General features: G+C 38.2%; 22 protein-coding genes. 11 read left to right on the top strand and 11 right to left on the bottom strand.

The genetic code is table 11. The features are described 5' to 3' along the window. Window position 1: 1 nt before the first annotated feature. Entirely contained in the window at window positions 2-1153 is a 1152-nt protein-coding gene (locus tag SKA34_RS12105) for an efflux RND transporter periplasmic adaptor subunit (protein ID WP_006645824.1), read from the bottom strand. Window positions 1154-1287: 134 nt separating this feature from the next. Between SKA34_RS12105 and SKA34_RS12100 the strand changes: the two genes are divergently transcribed. From SKA34_RS12100 to SKA34_RS12085, 4 genes are all read left to right on the top strand, one after another. After that, window positions 1288-1896 (top strand): TetR/AcrR family transcriptional regulator, encoded by a 609-nt coding sequence (locus SKA34_RS12100; RefSeq protein ID WP_006645823.1) that lies wholly within the window; start codon window positions 1288-1290, stop codon window positions 1894-1896. Between the two features lie 24 nt (window positions 1897-1920). Next, window positions 1921-2529: an HAD family phosphatase gene (locus SKA34_RS12095; protein WP_006645822.1), complete on the top strand. Its 609-nt coding sequence runs from the start codon at window positions 1921-1923 to the stop codon at window positions 2527-2529. 48 nt (window positions 2530-2577) lie between these two features. Beyond that, window positions 2578-3045 (top strand): hypothetical protein, encoded by a 468-nt coding sequence (locus SKA34_RS12090; RefSeq protein WP_157044488.1) that lies wholly within the window; start codon window positions 2578-2580, stop codon window positions 3043-3045. Window positions 3046-3113: 68 nt separating this feature from the next. Beyond that, a complete protein-coding gene (locus SKA34_RS12085; RefSeq protein ID WP_232284273.1) occupies window positions 3114-3839 on the top strand; it encodes a hypothetical protein in 726 nt (241 codons plus the stop codon). 30 nt (window positions 3840-3869) lie between these two features. On the opposite strand, the gene SKA34_RS12080 is transcribed toward SKA34_RS12085, so the two are convergent. Together SKA34_RS12080 and SKA34_RS12075 are read right to left on the bottom strand one after the other, a co-directional pair. Next, window positions 3870-5801 carry an FUSC family protein gene (locus tag SKA34_RS12080; protein WP_006645819.1) on the bottom strand — a complete coding sequence of 644 codons (1932 nt, stop codon included), beginning with the start codon at window positions 5799-5801 and terminating at the stop codon, window positions 3870-3872. Between the two features lie 212 nt (window positions 5802-6013). Then, the gene (locus tag SKA34_RS12075; RefSeq protein WP_006645818.1) at window positions 6014-6379 is read right to left on the bottom strand and encodes a hypothetical protein; all 366 of its coding nucleotides are present in this window, start codon (window positions 6377-6379) and stop codon (window positions 6014-6016) included. A gap of 290 nt (window positions 6380-6669) precedes the next feature. Between SKA34_RS12075 and SKA34_RS12070 the strand changes: the two genes are divergently transcribed. Both SKA34_RS12070 and SKA34_RS12065 read left to right on the top strand, forming a co-directional pair. Further along, a complete protein-coding gene (locus SKA34_RS12070; RefSeq protein WP_006645817.1) occupies window positions 6670-6951 on the top strand; it encodes a hypothetical protein in 282 nt (93 codons plus the stop codon). Window positions 6952-7055: 104 nt separating this feature from the next. Further along, complete coding sequence (locus tag SKA34_RS12065; protein WP_006645816.1) at window positions 7056-7637, top strand: glutathione peroxidase; 582 nt, start codon at window positions 7056-7058, stop codon at window positions 7635-7637. Between the two features lie 66 nt (window positions 7638-7703). On the opposite strand, the gene SKA34_RS12060 is transcribed toward SKA34_RS12065, so the two are convergent. After that, complete coding sequence (locus tag SKA34_RS12060; RefSeq protein WP_006645815.1) at window positions 7704-9206, bottom strand: sodium:alanine symporter family protein; 1503 nt, start codon at window positions 9204-9206, stop codon at window positions 7704-7706. A gap of 572 nt (window positions 9207-9778) precedes the next feature. After that, entirely contained in the window at window positions 9779-10792 is a 1014-nt protein-coding gene (locus SKA34_RS12055) for a ribonuclease (protein ID WP_006645814.1), read from the bottom strand. A 554-nt stretch (window positions 10793-11346) separates the two neighbouring features. Between SKA34_RS12055 and SKA34_RS12050 the strand changes: the two genes are divergently transcribed. The 3 genes from SKA34_RS12050 to SKA34_RS12040 all read left to right on the top strand — a co-directional run bounded on the left by SKA34_RS12050 (window position 11347) and on the right by SKA34_RS12040 (window position 13877). Beyond that, the gene (locus tag SKA34_RS12050) at window positions 11347-11652 is read left to right on the top strand and encodes a hypothetical protein (RefSeq protein ID WP_006645813.1); all 306 of its coding nucleotides are present in this window, start codon (window positions 11347-11349) and stop codon (window positions 11650-11652) included. Between the two features lie 522 nt (window positions 11653-12174). After that, on the top strand, window positions 12175-13047 hold the full coding sequence (locus tag SKA34_RS12045; protein ID WP_006645812.1) for an ABC transporter ATP-binding protein: 873 nt from the start codon (window positions 12175-12177) through the stop codon (window positions 13045-13047). Beyond that, entirely contained in the window at window positions 13044-13877 is an 834-nt protein-coding gene (locus SKA34_RS12040; RefSeq protein ID WP_006645811.1) for a hypothetical protein, read from the top strand. Before SKA34_RS12045 ends, SKA34_RS12040 begins: the two co-directional genes overlap by 4 nt. Before the next feature lie 126 nt (window positions 13878-14003). Here the strand turns inward: SKA34_RS12040 and SKA34_RS12035 are convergent, their stop codons facing one another. The 4 genes from SKA34_RS12035 to SKA34_RS12020 all read right to left on the bottom strand — a co-directional run bounded on the left by SKA34_RS12035 (window position 14004) and on the right by SKA34_RS12020 (window position 20039). Further along, window positions 14004-14207, bottom strand: a complete 204-nt coding sequence (locus tag SKA34_RS12035; RefSeq protein WP_006645810.1) for a hypothetical protein — start codon at window positions 14205-14207, stop codon at window positions 14004-14006. Window positions 14208-14531: 324 nt separating this feature from the next. Then, window positions 14532-17384 (bottom strand): Hsp70 family protein, encoded by a 2853-nt coding sequence (locus tag SKA34_RS12030; RefSeq protein ID WP_006645809.1) that lies wholly within the window; start codon window positions 17382-17384, stop codon window positions 14532-14534. Between the two features lie 151 nt (window positions 17385-17535). Next, entirely contained in the window at window positions 17536-19371 is a 1836-nt protein-coding gene (locus SKA34_RS12025) for an Hsp70 family protein (RefSeq protein ID WP_006645808.1), read from the bottom strand. Beyond that, on the bottom strand, window positions 19371-20039 hold the full coding sequence (locus SKA34_RS12020) for a DUF2760 domain-containing protein (RefSeq protein WP_039860423.1): 669 nt from the start codon (window positions 20037-20039) through the stop codon (window positions 19371-19373). Before SKA34_RS12020 ends, SKA34_RS12025 begins: the two co-directional genes overlap by 1 nt. Window positions 20040-20494: 455 nt before the next feature. Between SKA34_RS12020 and SKA34_RS12015 the strand changes: the two genes are divergently transcribed. Continuing rightward, a complete protein-coding gene (locus tag SKA34_RS12015; RefSeq protein WP_006645806.1) occupies window positions 20495-20851 on the top strand; it encodes a YajD family HNH nuclease in 357 nt (118 codons plus the stop codon). A gap of 72 nt (window positions 20852-20923) precedes the next feature. Here the strand turns inward: SKA34_RS12015 and SKA34_RS12010 are convergent, their stop codons facing one another. Further along, on the bottom strand, window positions 20924-22009 hold the full coding sequence (locus tag SKA34_RS12010) for a site-2 protease family protein (RefSeq protein WP_006645805.1): 1086 nt from the start codon (window positions 22007-22009) through the stop codon (window positions 20924-20926). An 80-nt stretch (window positions 22010-22089) separates the two neighbouring features. Further along, the gene (locus tag SKA34_RS12005; RefSeq protein WP_006645804.1) at window positions 22090-22383 is read right to left on the bottom strand and encodes a helix-turn-helix domain-containing protein; all 294 of its coding nucleotides are present in this window, start codon (window positions 22381-22383) and stop codon (window positions 22090-22092) included. A 367-nt stretch (window positions 22384-22750) separates the two neighbouring features. Between SKA34_RS12005 and SKA34_RS12000 the strand changes: the two genes are divergently transcribed. Beyond that, entirely contained in the window at window positions 22751-23677 is a 927-nt protein-coding gene (locus SKA34_RS12000) for an LpxL/LpxP family Kdo(2)-lipid IV(A) lauroyl/palmitoleoyl acyltransferase (RefSeq protein ID WP_083784397.1), read from the top strand. Window positions 23678-23693 lie beyond the last annotated feature (16 nt).

Below are 23693 nucleotides of genomic sequence, written 5' to 3'. Positions count from 1 at the left end.
CTTAAGCCCCATTATCGTCAGTTAATGCTGGCTTGGTGGCTGTTTTTTGTTTCGGTGTTACGCTTGGGTTTATTGTTACAATTTGACCTGGTACTAAACGATGCAATCCCGTTGCGATAATTTGTTCGCCTTCATCAACGGCACCTTGGATATAGGCTTTATCATTTGCAGCATAAAGGAGTTGTACTGAGCGTCGTTCAACTTCAGGCCCCGCACCATTTTCAACAACCGCAAAAATGTTCCACGTACCGCGAATACCATCAGTTAACGCTGATAAGGGAACCCAAAATCCTGCTTGCTGTTGTGTGTCGCTGTAATTGAGATACGCTAATTCACCATTTATAACATTGGCATTCGTTGGTAATGAAAAACGGAAATTAATAGCACGGCTATTTAGGTTCACGGTAGCACCCGGATTGAGTAAAGTAACAGGGTACTTGTCTTTACCTATTCGTACTGTCCAGGTTTTTTGTTGTGTCACGCCTTGTACCTTGTCGATAGGAATACCGATATGTACTTCTTTATTTTTATTCGCTAGCAGGGTAACAGTAGGAGAGCCCGCGTTTACAACATCACCATGGGAAACATGACGTGCGCTGATGATTCCACTGTAGGGTGCAATAATGGTGGATTTAACTAACCGTAGTTGGTTTGCTGCAAGGGTCGCTGATAGTTGACGATAATTCGCTTGCAGTTCTTTACGTTGGCTTGTCAGGCTATCTATATCCGATGCCGCGCTAAAGCCTTTGGATTTGAGTGATTTTTGGCGTTTTAGATTCGCATTAACTAACTCAAGTTGTGCAGATATTTGAGCTTGTTGGGCTTTTAATTGGTCGGCTTCAGTTGCAAGTAATAAAGTATCGAGAGCTAAAAGAGGATCACCTTGCTGAACCGTGTCACCTACATTGACATAAATATTGTCTATTTTACCGCTAAGCTCAAAGCCAAGGTTGGCCTGTTGACCCGCTTGAACAAAGCCGACATATTCACGCTCAATCGCAAAATCTTGTTGTTGTTTGAGCTGATGAGTGTCTACATTAAGCAGTTGTAATGATGCTTTATTTTCCTCTTTCGCTGGCGCATCACATCCAGTTAGCGTAGCTGTGCTCATTATAATACATAACGCTAAAGAAGATTTGGTTATCCGTTGCATTACTGGCTATCCTAATATTAAACTAGACTGACAAGTCCATATGATTAAAAAGTATACCATTCAAACTGGACTGTCTAGTTTGATTGTGTGTATTTATGTAAATAATTAGCATTTATGTGCTCGTAGGTGGAAAAGTGCTAACAGCAAGAAGTCAATTAAAGAAACAACAAATATTAGATGCTGCGACTGAGCTCTTTACTCAACATGGTTATGCGATTTCTATGGATAGCATTGCGTTGGCTGCGAATGTTTCGAAACAAACGGTTTATGCTCATTTCAAAACTAAAGATGATCTGTTTGAAACGTGTATTCGTGCTAAATGTATGGAAAGCCAGATGGATAAATTGCCATTGGATGATGGAAGAAAGGCGCGAGATGTATTGTGTGATTTTGCTAAACGTTTTCAAACGATTTTACGAACAGATGAAGCTATTCTGACATACAGAACGGCGATTCGTCAGTTAGAGTCGCATCCTGATCTGGCAAAAGTGTTTGTTTCTGCCGGACCTGAAATTACCATCGAAATGTTGGCTCAATACTTATCTTTTCAACAACAACAAGGTGTGTTGAGTTTTCCAATTTCAGCCTCTGATGCAGCGATGCAGCTATTATTGATGCTACATGGTCGGATGGTATTTTTAGCGCAACTGGGTCAACCTTGTGATATGACAGAGCAAGAAAATGATGCTTATATTGAAAGCTGTGTTGATTTGTTTATGACAGGATACGCCGCAAAAAAATAACGATAGAGAAGGGATTTGTAAACAATGGATATTAGTAATTATAAAGCCGTCATCTTTGATATGGATGGAACCCTAGTCGATTCTATGCCTGCTCATATTTATGCTTGGCAACTCACGTGTGAAGTGCACAATATTCCTTTTGATCACGATTGGTTTTATACCATGGGTGGATCACCAACCTTAAATACAGCAAAAGCTCTTATTGAGAAGTATCAGTTAGATGTAGATCCTGTTTATCTTGCTGAATCAAAACTCCATCACTTTGATGATATTAAACATAAAGGTGAGGTAATAACGGGAACTTTCGATGTATTGACACAAGCAAAATCTGAAGGTATTCCAACAGCGATAGGTACGGGGTGTCAGCGTCGCCACACTGAAGAAATTTTAACCAGCGCAGGCTTAATGCCGTATCTAGATGTTATTGTTACGGCCAATGATGTTACAAAGCATAAACCGCTACCAGAAACGTTCTTATTAGCGGCACAAAAATTAGGTATAGCGGCACAATATTGTTTGGTGTTTGAAGATACTGAATTAGGTTGTCAAGCAGCTAAAGCGGCAGGCATGGACTGTTATCTAGTGGCTGGTGGAAAAATGAAAGAATTCCGCCCTGCAATCATGTCGTGTTAACTCAAGATCAGTTATGCTTGCGCGCCTACTAGTTTAATAACAATGATTATGACCGATAAAAAATCAACGCATCAACGCGGGACACATAAACCGCACCCAAATAAGGGCCAGCCTTATACTATTTCTGAAACACGATTTTGGTGCCAGCGGTTAGCAAAAACAGCGATTAGAGCATTGCACATTTTAGGAGTTGCAGTGTCTAGTGCTGGCTTTATGTTTGCTGTTGATAAAGCGCTTTGGATCAATTGGTGGGTATTAGCCATGATGAGCGGCATTACCATGATGTCACTAGAAATTTATCGTTCAAAGCTATGGGTCATTCAGCTTAAAGGGGTTTTAACATTTGTTAAACTATTCATGTTGTTATCTATTGTTTGGCTTCCTGCACATCAAGCACATATCTATATTACAGTGATTTTACTTTCAGTCTTTATTACCCATGGTCCAGCAGGATTACGTCATTATTCTATCTGGCACCGTAAACGTATTGATGAGAGAAAACAGTTGAATGGATAGGTTATTGCAACTGAGCATAGAGCAATAAAAGCAAGGATGCTGAATTAGACTTACACTAATAGGAGAAAGTGTGTTGTTATCAATGGGAAGGCATTATGGAGCACCGCCACATTGTATTTTATTCTATTGTCATCACTGTTATTGCTCTTGTTGTGTTTGGGTTAAGAGAACAGGAAGTACATCAACAAAGTATTGATGAGAAGTTAGCGTCCGCGATAAAAAAACAGATCTTTCCTTCAGATAAAACCATATCTAATACTGACCAGAAATTACCTTATTACCTTTACGGTCGAGCAGATTTAAATAATAACGGTAAAGAAGAAACCTTTGTACTTATGCAGAGCGAACGCTATTGCGAGAAAGATGAGTGTAAGGCCTATTTATTTGATGACCAATATAAAATAATGGCAAAGTGGGAAAAAATTCAACAACCTGTGTTGGTAGGTGATGATATCAATAATGGTTGGAAAGATATTTTATTAACATCTGATAATCAAACGTATCTCATTCAATATAAAGATAAAACCTATAATGAAAAGATATCGACAGCACCTAAATATACGGATAAAGCACAAGCACTAGAAGCCGTAGGGTTAGCAATAGATAGCGAATACTATCAAGCGAACGGGACGAATTTAGAGCTTGATTACAACCAACCTATTTTTGATTGCCAAACCTGCTATTTATTTAGTTATGAAGAATTTGATAGTACTAACAGTCAGCAACATTACTTAGCAGTAAATGTTGCGACTGGTAGTATTAAAAAGGTGAATGACTCTCAAAAAGAACAGTGAAAGTACATTTTTCTGGACGGTAAACCTAGCTTATTTTAATGGAAACGCTTGTTGATAACATAGCCACAATTCTAATTGATTTATATCTTCTTCAATTAATGAACATAGCATATCAGCCGAATGTTCATAATTGTCCGTATCAATTTCAATCGGTTGATCTATCTCATGTCGATGTGGGAATCGTTTTTCAATGTCAGAAAGCTGTTTAATCCACTTCTGGGTATAGTTATTATCATCAGGAGTATTAAGCCCAAGTTTGGTTGCCAATAAAAGCGAATCACTTAAACGGCGTAAGATAACCAACAAACTCTTCCAATCTTGAGATGTACGAGGGCTAAGATTTGGTTCTTTAAGTAGATTAAAGATCTCACCTTTAAGGACATAATAATTATCCTGTGCTTTATATAGGTTTAGTTTCTGCTCAAAGAGTGGCTTATTTAAAACGGTTACGTACAAAATCTGCGAACGTATCATGCGTGCAATATAAAGATCCAACCAACGCATTGTCCAACTTGGCGCGACAAAATAATTAATAGAAAAGGCAATGGTTACCCCAAACAAGGTATCAATAATACGATAAAACGTTACATAGGTATTATCAGGTGAAAGTAGGCTGATTGAGAAAACAATCATCGATGTTAACCAGAATACGTGAATGTCATAGCGCTCTTTATGGTATGTCGTAAAAGCAAAAAAGACAGAGATACTAGTTAGTATAATTAGGTGTTGATGTGGAAAAAAATATAAGCACACAAAACTATATAAACCGCCTAATGCAGTGCCATAAAAACGATGCCAAATACGGTGGTTGGTCACACCTATTGATGAGGTGAGTAATACAATAAAGGCTGTTAATGAGATCCAATAGCCTTGAGGGATTTGATAAAAAATCGTTAAAAACTGTGTGATTGCCAATGTAATGGCTATTTTACCACTGTGTCGCCATTCTTTAGATTTAAGATGTAAAGCATGTTTAAAATTACGTAAAAAGGACACCGTATCTGAGGTGAAAAGATAAATATTTTTACTGTAATCGGGGGTAGAGAAGGTTGAAAAGTTATAACAGCGTTTAAGTTGTTCTAATAAATCGACAATGTATTGGTTGTTTTTATGCTCATTGACATCAAAAATCGCTGTAATTTGCTGGTGTTGTTTGATTTCTCTCGCGGCTTGTTCAATCCAATTAGATAAACGGCTGCGCGTATTTTCTTGTAAATTGAAACTTAAAATACGTTCAAGACTAATTACATACTCAGCGACTTCAAGTGAACGTTGTAGATCCATACGCACTTGTTCAGTTCGTTTAGGTGAAGTAATTGAATTGCTGTAATAAGCGACCTTGTGTGCGCATAAATAAAACTGTTGCCGTATATCTTCTAGAACAGATTCATCATTCGTACAACGTACTGTATTTAGCCAGTCAGCAAGAGTAAATGTCACATCGTGTATATGATTTTGTAAAATACGTCCTTTAAAAAAAGGCCATAAGATCAGTGACGTTAGCATTACACTTCCCGCAGCAAACAAGTTCGCGATCAGAATAATGTCAAAGATATTTTCAGTACTCGCAAAGTGAATGGACATGATGTAAGTAAAACCAAAATTATACCCAAACGAACGAATATGCGGACGTTGGTTAGACATCAGGCCATATACAATTGCAATGCTACATAAAGTAAGGGAGCTAAACCATAAGTTATCAAAGACACTAAAAGCTAAGTAGGTTGATAAAGCGGTTAAAAAAACTGAGATAGATAAAATTTGTAAGCGCTTTAAATAGGGGAGATCGCGCGCTTGAGTACCGAGTAACCAAGCGGTGATGAGACCTGAGATTCCTGCGGCAGTACAACCAAAAAAATAGAATAAGCCGAGTGACACTACCATTGGAATAGTAATACGAATAGAGTCAGGTATATCTGCCGCGTTAGAAAACCAACGAGACCATAGAGAGTGCTTTTTCATTAGTTACATTACAAACGCAAGAAATATAGAGATGAGTTAGTATAAAACTAACAGTATCTGTAAAAGGTATATTTTGGCGTAATGTATGCCTATAGAAGAAAGCTGACAAGGAGATTTAGAGTGTAAAGTAGATTTAGTACTTATTAGTTAAATATTGCTGAATATAGCAGCAAATAAAGCCCTCGATATAAGGGCTCTAGACATTGGCGACATTAAGCTGATTTTAAGAGTAGTTGGCCAAGGTAGTTCATCGAAAATGCAGCATCTTGCGCTGCGGTATTAACTTTAGCGATGTATTTCTCAGCTCGTTCAGGATCATCTTTTAGGCTAGCTTTGATCTTGTTGAACATTTGCTCAGCCATTTCAGTTTTTTGCTTACAATCATTAAATAACGCAGAAATGAAAGAAATTTCAATTTCTCCGCCTTTTGCGAACAACTCAGCTGCAATGTTATAAACTGTATGGAATTTGTTCGCAGCATCTTTTTTATCTGCTTCAACTTCCGATTCCCATTCAGATGACCAAGTCTTAAAAATAACGGCAATCTGCGAATTAGCGGCGATTTTAATTTGTTGCATATTGAGTTCCTAGCGTTGTTCGATAAAGCATAATAATTCAGCTTAATTATGGATAAAAGCCTTTCTTTACGAAAAGCAAAATCGACGGTAGATCTCTTTCTTCTTTGTTTGATTGTTAACCATATTTGCTATTAATAACCAATTACTAGCGGATTTACATCACATTATTTATTTTAATTTGCACTTTATTGTCATTTTTATTGCGAAAAAGCTTGCTTGCGACACTGTAACGTTTTAGCTTGAAGTTAGCCGATAATTTATATTAATGGCTGAAAGCTAAGGAGGAACTTATGATTCAAGTGAACTTCGATTTAGCAAAAACGGCTTACAATAAAGTGCTTAAATACCCATTAGGAGGTGAATTAGAGCAACATGAATATTTAGCACTCCGAGTATTTCGTTGGGATCTCGCTCGTGCTGGAATGCAAATCGATCGTGCGTTTGATTTGCGACTAAAACGGTGCGGCTATCGAAATATTGCTACGCAGCCAGCTAAAGCACATCGACCATTGCCTGCTTGTGTTATTGATAAGATGAGTGAGGCGTGGAAATTTCAAAACGGTTATATCTAATGTTTTATTCTCTTCAATAGTGGCTAAAGAAATAAACTTTCTTTAGCCCTTTTTCGTATTGTTGACTGATTATTTATATAATTAATGAATAGAAGGGAAAAAACATGCAAGTGATTAGCAATAATCGTTTTATTTTACGACTTATTTTATTAGTAAGTTCAATCCTTTTTACTTCTCTCGTGACAACATTTGCGAACGCTTCAAGTTGCCCAACACTCTATCAAGCGCCTTTAAAAAAACTCAATAGCGATGAGTATTATGACTTTTGCAAACAATTGACAGGGAAAGTGGTATTAGTAGTGAATACGGCTAGTCAATGTGGTTTTACCCCACAATTCAAACAGCTGGAGGAGTTGTACAAAACGTATAAAGACAGTGGATTGGTGGTTATTGGTTTTCCATCTAATGATTTTAAGCAAGATAGAGGCAGCGATCAGCAAACGGCTAATATCTGTTATAGCAATTATGGCGTAACTTTTCCTATGATAACCAAAACAAGTGTTAAGGGAAGTAAGGCCAATCCGTTGTACAAACATTTAATCGCACAGTCAGGTAAGTCGGTTGGGTGGAATTTTCAAAAGTATTTGTTAAATAAACAAGGGCAAGTAGTCGGCGTATTTCCATCAAGACTATCACCAACAAGTAATGAGATGGTTGCTGCAATTAAACAACAATTGAATATGTAACGTCTAATCTAGAAAAGAAAAAAGCCAGCATTGAAGATCAATACTGGCTTTAAAAGCGATTACAGATTATTTAGCGAAATGGTTGCCGTGTTTACGGCGTGCTTTCGCAATGGTATCTGGGTGCCATGCACCGTCAAGGTCTTCAAGCTCTGGGAATTTAGAACGGTCAAACTCAGGTGTTTTTCCTTGTTTTAGCTGACGCTCGTAATCTTTGATAACGCGGATAGCTAACTTTGATAGGAAAATTAGCGCTACGATATTAACAAATGCCATTAAGCCCATAGATGCATCAGCTAAGTTCCATACCACAGGTAGAGAAGCAACTGAACCAAACATCACCATGCCTAGTACACACAAGCGGAAAAGCATCAGACCTTTTTTGGTATTACCATTTAAGAACATGATGTTGGTTTCAGCGTATGAGTAGTTTGCAATAATTGATGAAAAACAAAATAGCAGGATTGCTGCGGCAATAAAGTAAGTTGTCCAGTTACCTAGTTCGTTAGAAAGTGCGGTTTGTAATAAGCTAATACCTTGACCTGCATTTGGCATATCCATTACACCTGAAAGCATGATCATTGCAGCAGATGCAGTACAGATAACAATGGTATCAACAAATACACCTAGCATTTGCACAAAGCCTTGTGAGGCAGGGTGGTTAGGGTTTGGCGTTGCACTTGCTGCGATATTAGCAGCCGAGCCCATACCTGCTTCATTTGAGAATAAACCACGTGCAATACCTGTTTGCATTGCTTGTGAAATTGTAAATGCGACACCGCCTGCAGCAGCTTCTTGCCAACCAAATGCACTTTTCACGATAAGAGAAAGAACAGCAGGGAGCTCTGTGATATTCATGATGACTACGATAACAGCAATAGCGAGGTAACTAATTGCCATCACTGGAACAATCTTAGCTGATGCTGAAGCAACACGGCGTAGACCGCCCATAATAAAGAAAGCAGAAAAGATTACGAGTACGATGCCTTGAGTTGTTTCATTAAAACCAAAAGAGTGGTGAAGCGCATCTGTAATCGTGTTTGCTTGAACTGCGTTAAATACAAAGCCGAACGCGATTATTAAGCAGATAGAAAATAGCGTTCCCATCCAACGTTTGCCTAAGCCTCTTTCCATGTAATAAGCAGGGCCGCCACGATATTGACCGTCAACGTCTTTTACTTTGTATACTTGCGCAAGGGTTGATTCAATAAACGCGGTTGCCATACCAAATAGGGCAATAACCCACATCCAGAAAATAGCACCAGGACCACCAATGCTTAAGGCTACTGCAATACCTGCCATATTACCGGTGCCAACACGCGCCGCCATTGATGTACAAAATACTTGGTATGAACTGATACCATTTTCAAGTTCACGACCGCTTTTAAGCACCTTAATAGCGTGTCCGAATTGACGGATTTGTATAAACCCTAAACGTAGAGAGAAATAAATACCCACACCTACGAGTGAGTACACTAATACCTGTCCCCACAGTACACCATTGATTGAACCAATGATTGCTAACAGACTATCGTTAATAGTTGTAAGCAAATTTTCATTCGTAGAATTCATAACTTTTCCTGTTAATAAAACTTAATCATCCAGATAATTAAGTGAATAGGAACATTCATATTTATTGAGTGTTCTAAATTTATCGGCTTGTATGATGGTATTTTTTATAATTAATATTGAATGAATATTCTTTAGTGAACGTATAACAACCATCAAACATCTCACCGACTTAGCTGCTCCAAACGCCATGCAAGGTAGCATAAATCACTAAAAATCCAATCGGCTTTATATCACAAAAAAAGAATCAAATCTATGTAACGTGTTACATTTTTTTGTGTGTGTTGTGTTTTTTTGTATCTAAATCAGTTGGTTATGTTTTTTTGTTTGGTGGTGGTGAACTTACTCAAATAAACACTGTGCATTATTATGGTTTAAGAATATTTGTGTGTTTTTAAGTTTTAAGGTGCTATTTTATTTTTTGATAAAAAGCTAGATAAGAGAATAAATAGCAGATTAAAGATGTCTGTAAACCGAGATAAATAGTCATTACATTATTATATTGAATGACACTTACACGGCTTAAAAATATAACCGAAAAAGTAAGGGATAAATATTGGTTCCCCCTTTTTATATTACTTACCAGAATCTTCAATATAAATCATTTTACGGCAGTTTCCGTAAAATACTCTGTTTTTTGGACCTGCCTTAAGTAAATCAACAATCGGTTTACTCAAATCGATATCTATTCCTAAATTGAGGCGAACTTCATTCAGGAACTTACCCTGAGTACAGGATAGGCTGATACGGTCAACGGCATTGCGACCAAAGCTGGCAACGAGTTTCTTCTTAAAACTAGATACAGAGACATTACGACCAATATTATCTTTAATAAATGATCCGATAGGAGAGGCGTCTACTTTTTCAACCAGTTTTGTTGCTGTTATGAAGTAGTCGTTAGCATTACGCGTTTGACAAGTGCCATGCTTTTTCCATTCATATTCACCAAATTTGGTTTGGTAGTAGAAGTTAGGCATCCACGGTGCAATTTGGTTTATGGTGTTACGAGAAAGGTCTAATCGAGCGAAACGATCACAGTAACCATAGGTGGTTCCACAACTTGCTTTATTCGGCCATAAACCATGTAATGTTAAGTTGGTGATTTTTAACTTACCATCGTTAATTGCATTACATTCAGGCTTTGTACCTTTATAGCTAAAGTGTTCACAAAAGCCTGGCTGCCAAGTAAGTGCTAAGACATAAGAATCAAAATCTCCAACCGAACTACAACTTTTACGAGAGTTCGAATACTTATTGTCATGCTTTTTGGCTGGGTCGGTGAGGTTTTGGCTTAAATTAACAGTACCACAGTCTTTACTTACCCAGCGAACAGAAGGTTTAGCATCTGGTACAAGAATATGAACCCAGCGATAGTCGCGTTCATTGACCGCTTTTATTTGATACTGTTTACCGACTACAAGTTTAGTGTCATAAGGGTTCGTTTGTTTACGAAAAGATTGGAAGGCTTCGCAATTTTGTGTTGCTGTAAAACCACCAGAGGTTGCAATGGAGGCATAAGAGCTAAAACTAGAGAAAGAGAAAAGTGTACATATGAAAAGCGCTGTTAGTGTTTGTTGATGTTTACGCACAGTAAAACCTATAACAAAGATGATATGGCGCTAACTATAGTCTATTATTTTATAAACCTTAATAGTTGTGCTTTACTGCAGCGGTAAAGTTAGATTTTGGTATCTACAAGTTCATCTTGACAAATTTCAATTGAAACACAGTGATAGTGATAATAATGAATATGTGATTCTGGTTATAAATATGAATGACGAGTCATTATTGTGTCCTTTTTTTTTGTACAATTCCAATAAGGGTCTGTGAGTTTTAGACTCTGAATTAAATTTTTACTTAATTATGTATTCACAATCATCACAACAGAGAGTAATATCTGTCTAAGTAACACTCCCTGTTATACGAAATTGTAGATTTCAATTATAATTAAAGAATCAGATCTAATTGGTGAACAATTCATTGGTGTTTACAGTTATCAGCCCACGATTCTTTGTTGGGGTGTTAATATCATTAAGACTATATATGTAGAAACTAATGCAACATCAAGCTTGGTATTAGTGATTTTACGAATAAATGATACGGTACTTTATACCGTAGCGGATTTGTGTCCTCGAGGTAATTAATGGATAGTTTCGCAGCTGCAGAAAAAGCGCTGAGTGCAATGTTAAAGAGTGTAGAAGAGACGGGCGTTGTCAAAGAAACACGTGTCGACTACCGTCAGATTTTGATTGATTTTGCCGATGAAGTCCCTGGTCGTCAAAAAGCAGTGATTAAAAGAATACCGCTCCAAAAAATAAACAACCTTATTGCTGTTCTGCATGAATTTAAACAAGAATCACGCCATACGCGTATGATTGAAATATTAGCCATGATGGAAAAAGATGACGTCTCTCCTTATGAGCTCTTAGATGATGAATATGAAGCCTAAACAGTATCAAGCAGTTTATTGATTTATAAACAGAGCTATAATTACATATAAAATATACAACAAGTTTTGTATCATTTTGTTTTATATAAATTATATATCGCATTCCTAATAGATTGCTTTATTACTTTAGAATTGCTGTCGTATACAGAGTGTGTTCTCTTCAATACTCTGTGTACGTTTGTTGACGCTTTCTATTGGTCTATCTATATTGCATTTGACTGCTATTTACCGCGATATTTGTTTTAATAATATGATGACTTGGCATTAGCAAAATAATCGAGAGAAGAATAGATCTAAGTCGAAAATGCTATTTATCCTTATGAAGGAGCTTTATATTTATCACTTTGCATAAGTGAGATCTTTTATTGCTAACCTGAGTACTATTAACTTTTATCCTCATATATTTCATCTAAATATAAAACCATTCTCTTTTTAACAGTTGATTCATTGCCGATCTTCTCGTTACTCTACTATAAACAAGCCAATAATAAGTGTTATTAGGTATTTCCAAAGGAAACGGACGTGAATAAAAGCTATGTAGATCTTACATTTATCTCAGCCCAACACATCAGTAAAGCGTACCAAAATAATGAAGTATTGAGTGATATTAGCTTTGAGCTAAAATCGGGACAGGTTTTAGGCTTACTTGGGCATAATGGCGCAGGAAAATCGACATTAATTAAAGCTATACTGGGTATGCATAACCATAGCGGTGAATTAACTATTTTTGGTTTATCACCACAAAAGCAACGGGCAAAAATTGTAGAGCGTCTTGGCTATATATCTGATGTTGCAGTATTACCGGAATGGATGACTGTTAAGCAAGTAATGAAATATGTACAAGGTGTGCATCCTCGTTATGATCAACAGAAGATGACAGCTTACTTAGCCCAGACCAATATCTCATTAAAAAGTAAAATTGCTGCTTTATCTAAAGGAATGAAAGTACAGTTGCATCTTGCACTTGTGATGTCGACAGATGTGAATGTTTTAATTCTTGATGAGCCGACGCTAGGTCTTGATTTAATGTACCGTGAAACCTTTTATCGTTATTTAATGGAATGGTTTCATGAGGGCGAAAGAGCCTTGATTATTGCAAGCCATGAAGTTGATGAAATAACTCATATGCTGACAGATGTGTTGGTTTTGAAAAAAGGGCGAACTGTATTGCAAGGACAACTTAGCGATTTATCTGAGCGTTTTAATATCCTTTCGGTTGATGAGCAACATATTGATAAAGCTAAAAAGTTAAAACCGATTAGTTGTAAAGCAGGTTTAGGCCAACACCGTTTATTGTTTGAGAATATTTCACCAACTGAATTAGCAATATTAGGAACAGTTACTAAGCCAAGTCTTGCTGATATATTTATTGCCAAGCAGCAGGAGGCTTTATGAACCCAATAAAAGCATTGTTAACTAAAGAATTGATTGAGCATAAGCTCGTCACCCGTTTACCACTATTTCTTGCTGCTTTTTCGATTATTTGCATCATATTTATTATAAGTAATAGCCACAATTTATCATTTAATGTGCAATCATCAGGGCTTGAAAATTGGTCGCCAAATTTTACTGATAGCAATTCATTTGCGGGTATTATTGGGGTAATTAATTTTATGCTGGCAGGGCTGGTGACGTTAGTTTGCTTTTTTACCTATACAGCAAGAACATTGTCTAAAGAGAGAAAAGAGGGCAGTTTAGCTTTTTGGCATTCAATGCCGGTGTCGGATGCTAAAGCGATAGCTGTCAAACTCGCCTTTGCTTTAGTTATTATACCGATCATTGCTTCTTTCTTATTGTTGTTTGCTGATCTAACCGTTTGGTTTGTCGGACAATGGTTTATTCCACAAAGTTTATTAGCGGATTACTCAGTTAATCTTGTGGTATTAGGTCAGCATTATGGTGAATTTATATCGACAATGGCAGCCATGAGTTTAGCGTTATTGCCTGTCGCTTGTATTATATTCTTTATTTCTCAATTTAATGAACATCCCTTAATTACAATATTTGTAATGATATTACTTATTAAAATAATGGGATCTATTGTTTTTAATTCAACAACTATTGGTGATTGGATAAGTCAAGTCAACAATTTGTCAATTAATATATTAATGAGTGATCATCCATGGAGGACATTAATAGCAATTGGTAGTCCAACACTGATGGGGTTATTCATTATTGCGGTTAGTTTCTTTGTTCTTACTGTTAGATTTAGGTCGGGTAAATAAAGAATGAACAATAAAAAAGGAGAGTATCAACTCTCCTTTTTTATACTCACCAGTATTAAGCTTTCGTTTGTTTTTTTATCTATACAGTTATATGTATGGGAAAGCTCATTATTTCTATATTACAGATTAAGCTGCTGATACAGACTCAATGTACTTTACTTCATTTTTATATTTACGCACGTTACGTGACAATGTGCCTTTAGGAAGTTCGTAACGCTTTTCTGCCTCATAGCTTGATAAACCATCAAAAACAACGGCAGCTACAGCAACACGTTGATTTTCTGACTTAAAAATACGTTGTGCAATGATGTGGAATTGAGAATTATTCATAATGACTTCTACTCTTCTGTATATTTAAATGTCTTTATTGAGGGGTTATAGAGAGTCCTCAATAGCTTTACTTGTTAATAAAACAAGCAAACAAATGCTGTTAATAAGACAATAACAATACGAACCTTAACAGAAGATTAATAGATTAGGCTTTCGTTATTAAAAGTAGATATTCATTCAGAATTTTAATGGATTCTCTTTGTTTATTTATATTTATCAACGGATAAGTAATAAAACACAGATATTATATTTCATAAATGATGGAAGGATGAGTGAAATACTCATCCTTTAATGAAGTATGGTTAAATTTTACCAATAACTAGATTAGCCAATTAATCTTAAACCATTGGGTAAAGCATCACCAAAGACGCGCTTGGTTTCATCTTCAGTTAATATCTTAATTTCCGATACCATTTCAACCCAGCTTTCAGGAGCACGACTTGCTTTAAGCTTATCAATAACTTGTTGTCGTAAGTCATCATTAATATCTAAGTTACGATCACCTATTTTACGTGTCATCATAACAGCTGCAAAGCCAATATAGGGTTCTTTACGCCAATCAAACTCCATCAGCTCTGGTAAACAGAAGGAGATATGCTCTGCCGATAGAAGATTGTGAGTTGAACCATAGAAAGGGGTACGTGTAGCAATACGGCCAATCGCCCACCAATGTGCTTGTGCGTATTGGGCTTTCTGTAAGCGTCCAAATAGCCACTCAATAAGCTGAAGCTTTTTGTCAAAAGGCAAATGTTCAAGCGAAGCGGCTAAACGTACCATGTCTTCATAACTACGTTCTTGCAGTTCTTTATTCAGTTTGGCATTACGACTTGCACCAGGAGTGATGTATTTAGCAATGTCTTTATAGATTACTAATTGTTGCTCTTGGGTTAAACCACCGGCAACACGGCGCCAGAAGGTCCACCAGTCACACCAAGTTTGGGTATTGGACTCAAATTGGATACCTTGCTGGTACAATGCCAAAATTTCATTCATACGGAAATCATCTGCAGGGTAGCCAAACCCCGGACGCATGGTAAAGCCTATAAGTTTTAACCAGTTACGTTCATGAAGATCTGAACGACGACGACGCTTTTTACTTTCTAACAGTGTGTTAGCTAATTCACGTAAACATGGGGTTTCCCAGTTATCACGTTTACCCAGCATCTTATCAAGATCGTTACGCAACGTTTTCGCCGCTTTACTGTTATCGCTATTCTTGCTGCCACCATAGACTTTTTTGATTGCATAAATGGCGTCATTCATTCGCGGAGGAAGTTCACATTCAGCAAGGGTGCTATCGATATCACCACGATGTAATTTAGCGAGATCTTTTCGGATCGCAAATTCAACTTTCCAGCGTTTTTTTGGATCCGCAATGCTAACAGCTTCGATCTGAAGGGTGCCGACTTCAGTTAGCTGACATGCTAAGGTCACTTCTTCACGATCTTTTTGATTTGCAGCTAATTCGCTACGGTCTCGCTCACTATCAAGAGTCGCAATAAACGGCGGCAAAGTAACAAAACCATCACCGATAATATCAACCAGTTCACCGACTTCTGAGTATTTCTCATCTGTAGTGGAAACAAGATTGAAGCGCACGGGTTCACCCAAGGTTAAAGCAAATTTACGATGGGTTAAATTTACTTCTGTGCTCTCTTCAATACCTTTAGGTAATAAACAGATACCTTGTTTTATGTCTTTATTTTGACCAATAACAAGGAAGAAAGAACGGGCAGAGCCACCACCAATTTTCAGTTGCGCGCCATGACGGGCTTTGGCATAAGCGACAGCGCCAAAGGCAACCGCAAGATCTGGGTGAATATTTTTAAGTTCAGCGATGTGGTTATTTTCACGCCATGAAGAAAGAAGATTTAATGTACGTTCAGTTAATAATGGGCTGTTAAAGACACCACCATTTAGCAGTACGGCAACAGGTATTGCTGGTTGATCTTCATTGATTTCAATACCATTTTCTTTGAACGCATCGCGACAGACATGATCGTGAAGATCGATAAATTGTGCAATGTGTTTACTAATGGCAGGATCTGCCGCATAGGGTAAACCAAATTCGACCATTGCAGCTTGACGTTGGCTTGGTTGCTCATTGTAAGTTGTCATTGGGAAGAAACCGTCTAGCGCAATGCGATGCACTTCGTCACGATTTAACTCAATACTTTTGGCACCACCAATCAATCGTGAGCCGCTACCAAGCATCGTTACTTTTGCTGTATCTGGCGCATTACCAGATAATAAGCTTTCTTTCACTTTACGTGTTTGTTGAATAAGCTTTGATAAAGCAGATTGACTGAGTTTGTTTGATTCACCGTTTAGACGTTGCTCGGCAACATGAGCCAGTGATAAATCAAGGTTATCACCACCAAGCATTAAGTGATCGCCAACACCTATACGATCAAGGGTTAGCTTATTATCTTTGCTACCGACTTTTATTAAGCTTAAATCGGTTGTACCGCCACCCACATCACATACCATTAATAGTGGTATGTCTTTTAGTAATTCATCAGCGTTATCTTTATTTTGTGCGTACCAGTCGTAACATACCGCTTGCGGCTCTTCTAGCAATAAGACTTTATTTAATCCTGCTAACTCTGCTGCTTGCAGTGTTAACGCACGTGCGGCTTCATCAAATGATGCAGGCACTGTGATCACTACTTCTTGATCGGCAAGCTTGGCATTTTTATGGTGATAATCCCATGATTGACGAACATGGTTTAAGTAGCTGGCACTCGCAATGACAGGAGAAACTTTCTTAACATCCGACTTAGATGCGGTTGATGACCAAGGCAAAATAGCTTCGTTACGATCAACGTTGGGATGAGATAGCCAGCTCTTGGCACTCACCACTTGTCGACCTTCAACTTTTGCACCCAGTTCACGGGCTAACTCACCAATGATCACGGTATCAATTTCGCCGTTAACTGGTTCAGGGTTCCATGGTAAGACAAGTTGCGTTGCATCCATTTCACCTTGAGCGGGGTGATAACGGAAAGAGGGTAGTAGAGGTTTTCGAGCGACTTCGCCCGGTGCAATAAGTTGATCGATATTGAAAATATGCATAGGGCTATTTTCAAGATGATCTGTAATTTCAGCGTAAGCTACAACGGTGTGCGTTGTCCCTAGGTCGATACCGACTAAATAGCGAGGGAAAGATGAAGGCATGACGACTCCACAAAGTAAAATAGGAAAATAGACAAGTGGGAATAAATGAAAGCCCTACAGAAGGTAGATGGTTGTGTATTGTTATAACTATAAACCCACGAGTATGTATATAGATAAACGGCGCATCAAATGATGCGCCGTTAGTTCGATATTAGCTTTCGCGAACGTCGAATTCTACCTGCCATTTCTGACCGTTATCAGTCGAAATCGCTTCAAGACAAAGTGTCCCTAATTCTGTTACACGTGATGCCAACTTAACAGGAACCACTTCACCTACAGTACGACCATCAGATACAGGCAGTGTCATTTGAATAGATGGTAATTCTTCCATCTCTTCAGGTTGCCACCAATCAAGGTGAGTACCTGCAATATCATCACGGCGTACTGTCGAACCGAAGAACTTGAACTGAACTGGTTGGCCAATGATTAAGCCAAACTCTTGGCTTGGTACATTAGCTTGAGAGCCTTCTTCCATACCAAATGGAGCGACACATAGCGCTTCAAGTGGTGGTTCCATACCTGGAATTGCAGGCATAGCACTTTCAATACCGACATAGTAGCTACTTGCGATACCGCCACGAATACGAACGCCTTTACCTTGACGAACAGAGCCGTAGTAGGACGCGCCGCTAGCAACAGCTAAATCAAGATCTAAACCTTGAAGTAATTTGGCTGGCTCTGAGTCACCCGTGGTTAACCAACTATTAATGATACCTAGTAGTCGATCAGATAATAAGTTTGATTTTAAAACACCACCGTTAAACAAAATAGCAGTAGGGCGGATGAAGCCGTTGTGAATCTGCTCAAATTGATCAAAAAGCTCATCAACAGCCTGACTTTGGCGGCTAAGGAAACTTGCTACATGGCGAGATACCGCAGCATCTTGTGCGTAAGGTAAGCCCATTTGGGTTAATGCGCCACGTGCTGCTTGAACAGGGTGCTCTTCAACAGATGTTTGTGGGAAGAAACCTTCAACAAGTGTCTGTTGTACTTCTTCTTGGGTCAGTTCAGTTTGAAGCGTACCGCCGAGTAGTTTAGAACCACGACTAGGAACAACAATTGGCATTGCTTGTAATTCAGCATCATTAAGTAATGCTTCTTTAGCATCACGACATGCATGCGTAATCGCCAATACTTGCCAAGGTTGTAACTGTTTGCCTTCTTGCGCTAGCTTCATTTTTAAACGATAAGCCAGAGCTAAGTCCATGTTGTCGCCACCCAGCAGGATATGATCGCCAACAGCAACACGATTAAGAGTAAGGTTGCCTTCTTCTTCAGTTACAGCCACCAACGATAAATCTGTTGTACCGCCACCGATATCGATCACGAGGATGATATCACCAATGGACACTTGATCACGCCAGCTTTCATCGTTGTTTTTAATCCAGCTATATACTGCAGCTTGTGGTTCTTCAAGTAAAGTCAAGTGTTTAAAGCCAACATTACGTGCCGCTTCTGCGGTTAAATCACGTGCTGCTGGATCAAACGAAGCAGGTACAGTAATCGTTACGTCTTGATCAAAAATAGGCGTTTCAGGATGCTGGAAGTTCCATGCATCAGCCATGTGCGCGAGATATTGTTGTGTGGCTTCAAGAGGTGATACTTTGACCACTTCTTCAGGGCTATTAAGTGGCAAAAATGCATCGCGACGGTTTACGCCACCGTGACATAGCCAGCTTTTCGCGCTAGAGATAAGACGGATAGGTGTCTTACTGCCTAATGAACGTGCCATTGCACCCACAATCGCATTCGGTTTTGGATTCCAAGGAAGTGCAGTATCACCTTCAGCTAGTTCAGATTCATGTGCTTGATACATGAATGACGGAAGCTGGTTCTTTTCTTCCACATTACCCGGATTGGCTAATTGTGGGATAGGCATAACCGTAACATCAGCGTTCTCATCCTGAAGATCAACATAAGAAAGTACGCAGTGTGTTGTACCTAAATCGATACCAACGCTGTAACGGTGTTGTTGTATGTCTTGCATTATAATTCTACCTCAGCGGCTGCGATGATATGTGCATCGTGGCCTTCTGCCAATTTAGGCAATTTAACTTCTGTTACTTTCCAGCCACGGTGGATCAAAGTTCCGTTAAATGGTGCTTCACCAACCACATTACCGGTTAGGCGAACTTCAGATGCGTTGAAGCCTTGTGGCAGGGTAATACGTGTCTCTTCTTCTTCAGTGCGAACTGGCGCAAAACTGAAATATTCATTTAATACTTTATGACCGCCTTCGTGAATAACACGTGCTGCGGCACCAATATCTGCGTCAGCATAGCCTTTAAGATCTTCTTGCATGAAGTCGATAAAGCGCGCTTCTTGTTGAAGAAGAGAAAGAAGTTGCAATGCAGCATCAGGCGTCGATGTTTTTAGCTTAGGTTCAACTTCAACCTCAACGATTTTTTCAACAACTTTTTCAACTTCGACAATTTTTTCGACGGGTTTTTCGATAATCTTCTCAACGATTGTCTCAACCGGTTTTTCAACTTCGACGATTTTCTCTACTTCGATTTCTTTTTCGATAATCTTTTCAACTTCGACTGGCTTACCTTTTTTCGTTAGGTACATAACCAATAGAATTAGAACTAGAGCACCTAACCATGCGTGACCCATGTCGATAGTAGTTGGCACAGCCGACAAATCAACGTGCATCTTAGAAAAATCAAAAGCCATATTTGTTTACTCTTAGCGGTTAAAGGGCGATTCGGTTAAATATTAAGTGTGAATCAGCTTCAAATAATTAGCCGAATATTAACATAGACGTATGCAAAAGATGCCTATTAGAGCGTGTTTTTTTGCTTAAAAGCCTGAACAAACGGTCTCTTAGCCTAATTTGCAATCAATATATTACGTTAAATACTAGTGTATTTAGTATATTTGATGCATCGATGATCTGACACGTAGTTGAAATGGGGATGTAAGGTAATGTTTTCAAGCTAACTGATTGTATTAAATAGATATGGCTTAAAATCCGATAACAAGGTCATTAATCTTAAAATAATTGCTTGATATAACCACTTTGGTGGTGGTTCAATACAGCAAAATTAGTACTAAAGCATGATAGCTCTTAAGTCTATAGGCTGTTGTGTTAGAAAATAGGTCAAGATATGTCATCTGATTTCTACGGCACCAGTGCCGCTTATGCACGTAAAGAAGCGGGTTACCGTGAAAAAGCATTAAAAATTTACCCGTGGGTATGTGGTCGTTGTTCTCGTGAATTTGTATATTCAAATCTTCGTGAATTAACCGTTCACCACGTAGATCATGATCATACTAATAACCCAGAAGATGGCAGTAACTGGGAACTACTTTGTTTGTTTTGTCACGATCATGAGCATGAGAAATACACCGATGCGGATAATGGTCAAACTAGTGTGATCCGTGCAGGCGAAAATGAGCATGAAGCTGCTACGTTCAACCCATTTGCAGATTTAAAAGCCATGATGAATAAAGGCAAAAAGTAATAGCTTGATTGTATCAATAAGAAAGGGACGATAATTCGTCCCTTTTTTGTCTCTGTTGTTTAGAAAAATCTACTAGGTGCCTAAAATCTGCAATGGTAAGCTTAGTAAGGTGTCACCCATACTTGCAAAGTACCAAATAATTGCCATTAGCGAGGAAACAAGCCCGACATACCATATGAAAGAGAAAATCTGTCCATAGCGATCAAGTGGAAGCAAATGACTATGATGGCGCTGTTTCCATTCAAAAACGATTTCAATACAGCCCATGATAAGTAAAAAACCAAAGAGGGTTAACCCTAATTTATAGCTGAGAATTACACCACCAATAGCAGCACCAGCACAAAGAATAATGCCAAGCTTACTGTTCATAGAAAAGCTGATACTTTTCAGTACATGTCCACCATCTAACGGTAAAATAGGCAGTAGATTGAATAAATTAAGTAAAGCATTAAATACCGCTAAACCTGCAAAGAACATCTCGCCGGTGATCCAATAGGCAACCATACAGATCAAAGACATGATCAAGCCAAAGAGTGGCCCCATAATTGAGATAAACACATCTTGCCAGCGAGTATTTATTTTTTCATCACTAAGAGCAAGACCACCAAGAAAAGGCACAAGATAAATGCCTTTGGTTTTCATACCAAAATATTTCATTGCACGCACGTGACCGTATTCATGAAAAACTAGGCAAGCGATAAGCGCTAAAGCAAATTGAAATGAGAACAGCCAAGAATAGGCAGCAAGACTGGCTGAAGCTAACACGACTTTGATCAGCTTAGCACTTTTTAAGGCTTTCATACCGAGTGAAACTAAACCAATTAAACTAAATTTTCTTTCAGCAACAATCGGTGTATGCGGGGTTTGGCGCTCTATGTCTTTTTCGTTACGTTCACCCTGCGCGATAACTTGGTTATTCACTTGCGCTTGGTAGCTTACCAAAAAAGGTTGCCATGAAAGGTTACCCGATAGCTGGCATTCGATAGTTTTATCGCCATTTTGAAGCGAAAATTGGTGGTGAAAATCACTATTGTCTGATATTGAAGCATCTTTTTGTGACACTAGCGTGTTGTCCCAAAACAACTGTTGCCAGCCTGCGAGTGAGCCTTCTAAACGAAGCGGTTTACCTAAAAAATCATCTAGTTGAAGCAGTTCCAATGCGTTACCTGTCTATCTAAGGTGAATGAAAAAAATTATACGGAAAAAAGAACAATGTCATAGCGTAAATGTGTAACGAGTTATGGATAATCTAGTGCTACTTTTATTTGTTCAATATTCTGGTAAAGCCAATCTCTATTAATCGCTCCCCATTGCTCAATGGTGTAATGGCCTGTTTGATGTCGCTCACCCTTGGTTTGGGTAAATTGACAAATAATATCAAGTTCCATCAAGCTCTTGATAGTATCTTGCGCAGTCCTGCGAGGCATACCAGAAAAGGCAATAATTTTAGGGACATTATCAATGCCATTTTCGATTAAATAAGCGATATAAAGGCGACGATAAAAACTCGATTTTGTTTTGCTTAATTCCATATACAGATTCCCTTAGCATGAAAATTATTCTGGGGGATAAGTCAATAAACTTGTGTTCTATTTACGTAAAAATTTGAACTCTAAACAAAATGAACTTATATCTTTTATTATGAGCTAAATTTCAATAATAAACAGTTATTTTTTAATTAGTTAATACTTATTTTAAATAATGCCAACTTGAAATAATGAATCTATTTATGTGTTATAAATAGTAAATATTTATATGTATATCAAATGAATTAGGGGGAAATGATTTATTTACATTATTTTACTACCTCATTAGCTATTAACCGCTTATTATGTACGTCTAAATGATTATGCGTTCTATTGTCTTTTTTGAACGATAGGAGGCAGAAAGGCTATAAATATGACAAAAAATAATACTCCAAAATTTACGCTATCTCTTCTTCATCCCCGTTATTGGGGGACGCTTATTCTTGTTGGCGTAATGTATCTACTGAGTTGCCTCCCATACTCATGGCAATTAACAATGGGTAAAAATATTGGTCGCTTAGCGATCAAATTGATGAAAAAGCGTCGCCGCACAATTGAGCGTAATTTAGAGCTATGCTTTCCTTCGATGTTAGAAGAAGACAAACAGCGTTTAATCGCAGAAAATATTGATAATACAGGTATGGGACTGTTCGAAACTGGGATGGCATGGTTTTGGTCAGATGATCGCGTGAACCGCCATGTGACAATTGTAGGTCTTGAACAAATGGAACAACTTGCGAAAGAAGGTAAAGGCGCATTAATGGTTGCCGTGCATTCAATGAACCTTGAACTGGGTGCGCGTGCATTTGGCATTAAAATGTCAGGTATGGGGGTTTACCGTCCTAATAGTAACCCTTGTTTTGATTACTTTCAGTATTTAGGTCGTTCACGTTCAAACCGTACTTTGATTGATCGTAAAGACGTAAAATCAATGTTACGTGCATTAAAAACGGGTGAGCGAGTATGGTATGCGCCGGATCATGATTATGGTCGTCGTCGTTCAACATTTGCGCCATTATTTGCAGTAGAGCAAGCGTGTACAACAACTGGTACAAGTTTGTTAGTTGATAATACTGACTGCGTAATCGTACCTTTTACTATGGTACGAGATGATAAGGGGCATTACACACTGACCTTGCGTAAAGCGGTTGAAGGTTTTCCGAAAAAAGATCCTGATGCAGCTGCTGCCTTCATTAATAAAATTGTTGAAGAATCTATTATGGCGGCACCTAGCCAATATATGTGGTTACATCGTCGTTTTAAAACCCGTCCAGAAGGGCAAGAGTGCTTGTATAAATAATCTTATCTACCAGATT

This window comes from Photobacterium sp. SKA34 (assembly GCF_000153325.1).
Classification (GTDB): domain Bacteria; phylum Pseudomonadota; class Gammaproteobacteria; order Enterobacterales; family Vibrionaceae; genus Photobacterium.
This window is presented reverse-complemented; position numbering and strand designations above follow the sequence as displayed.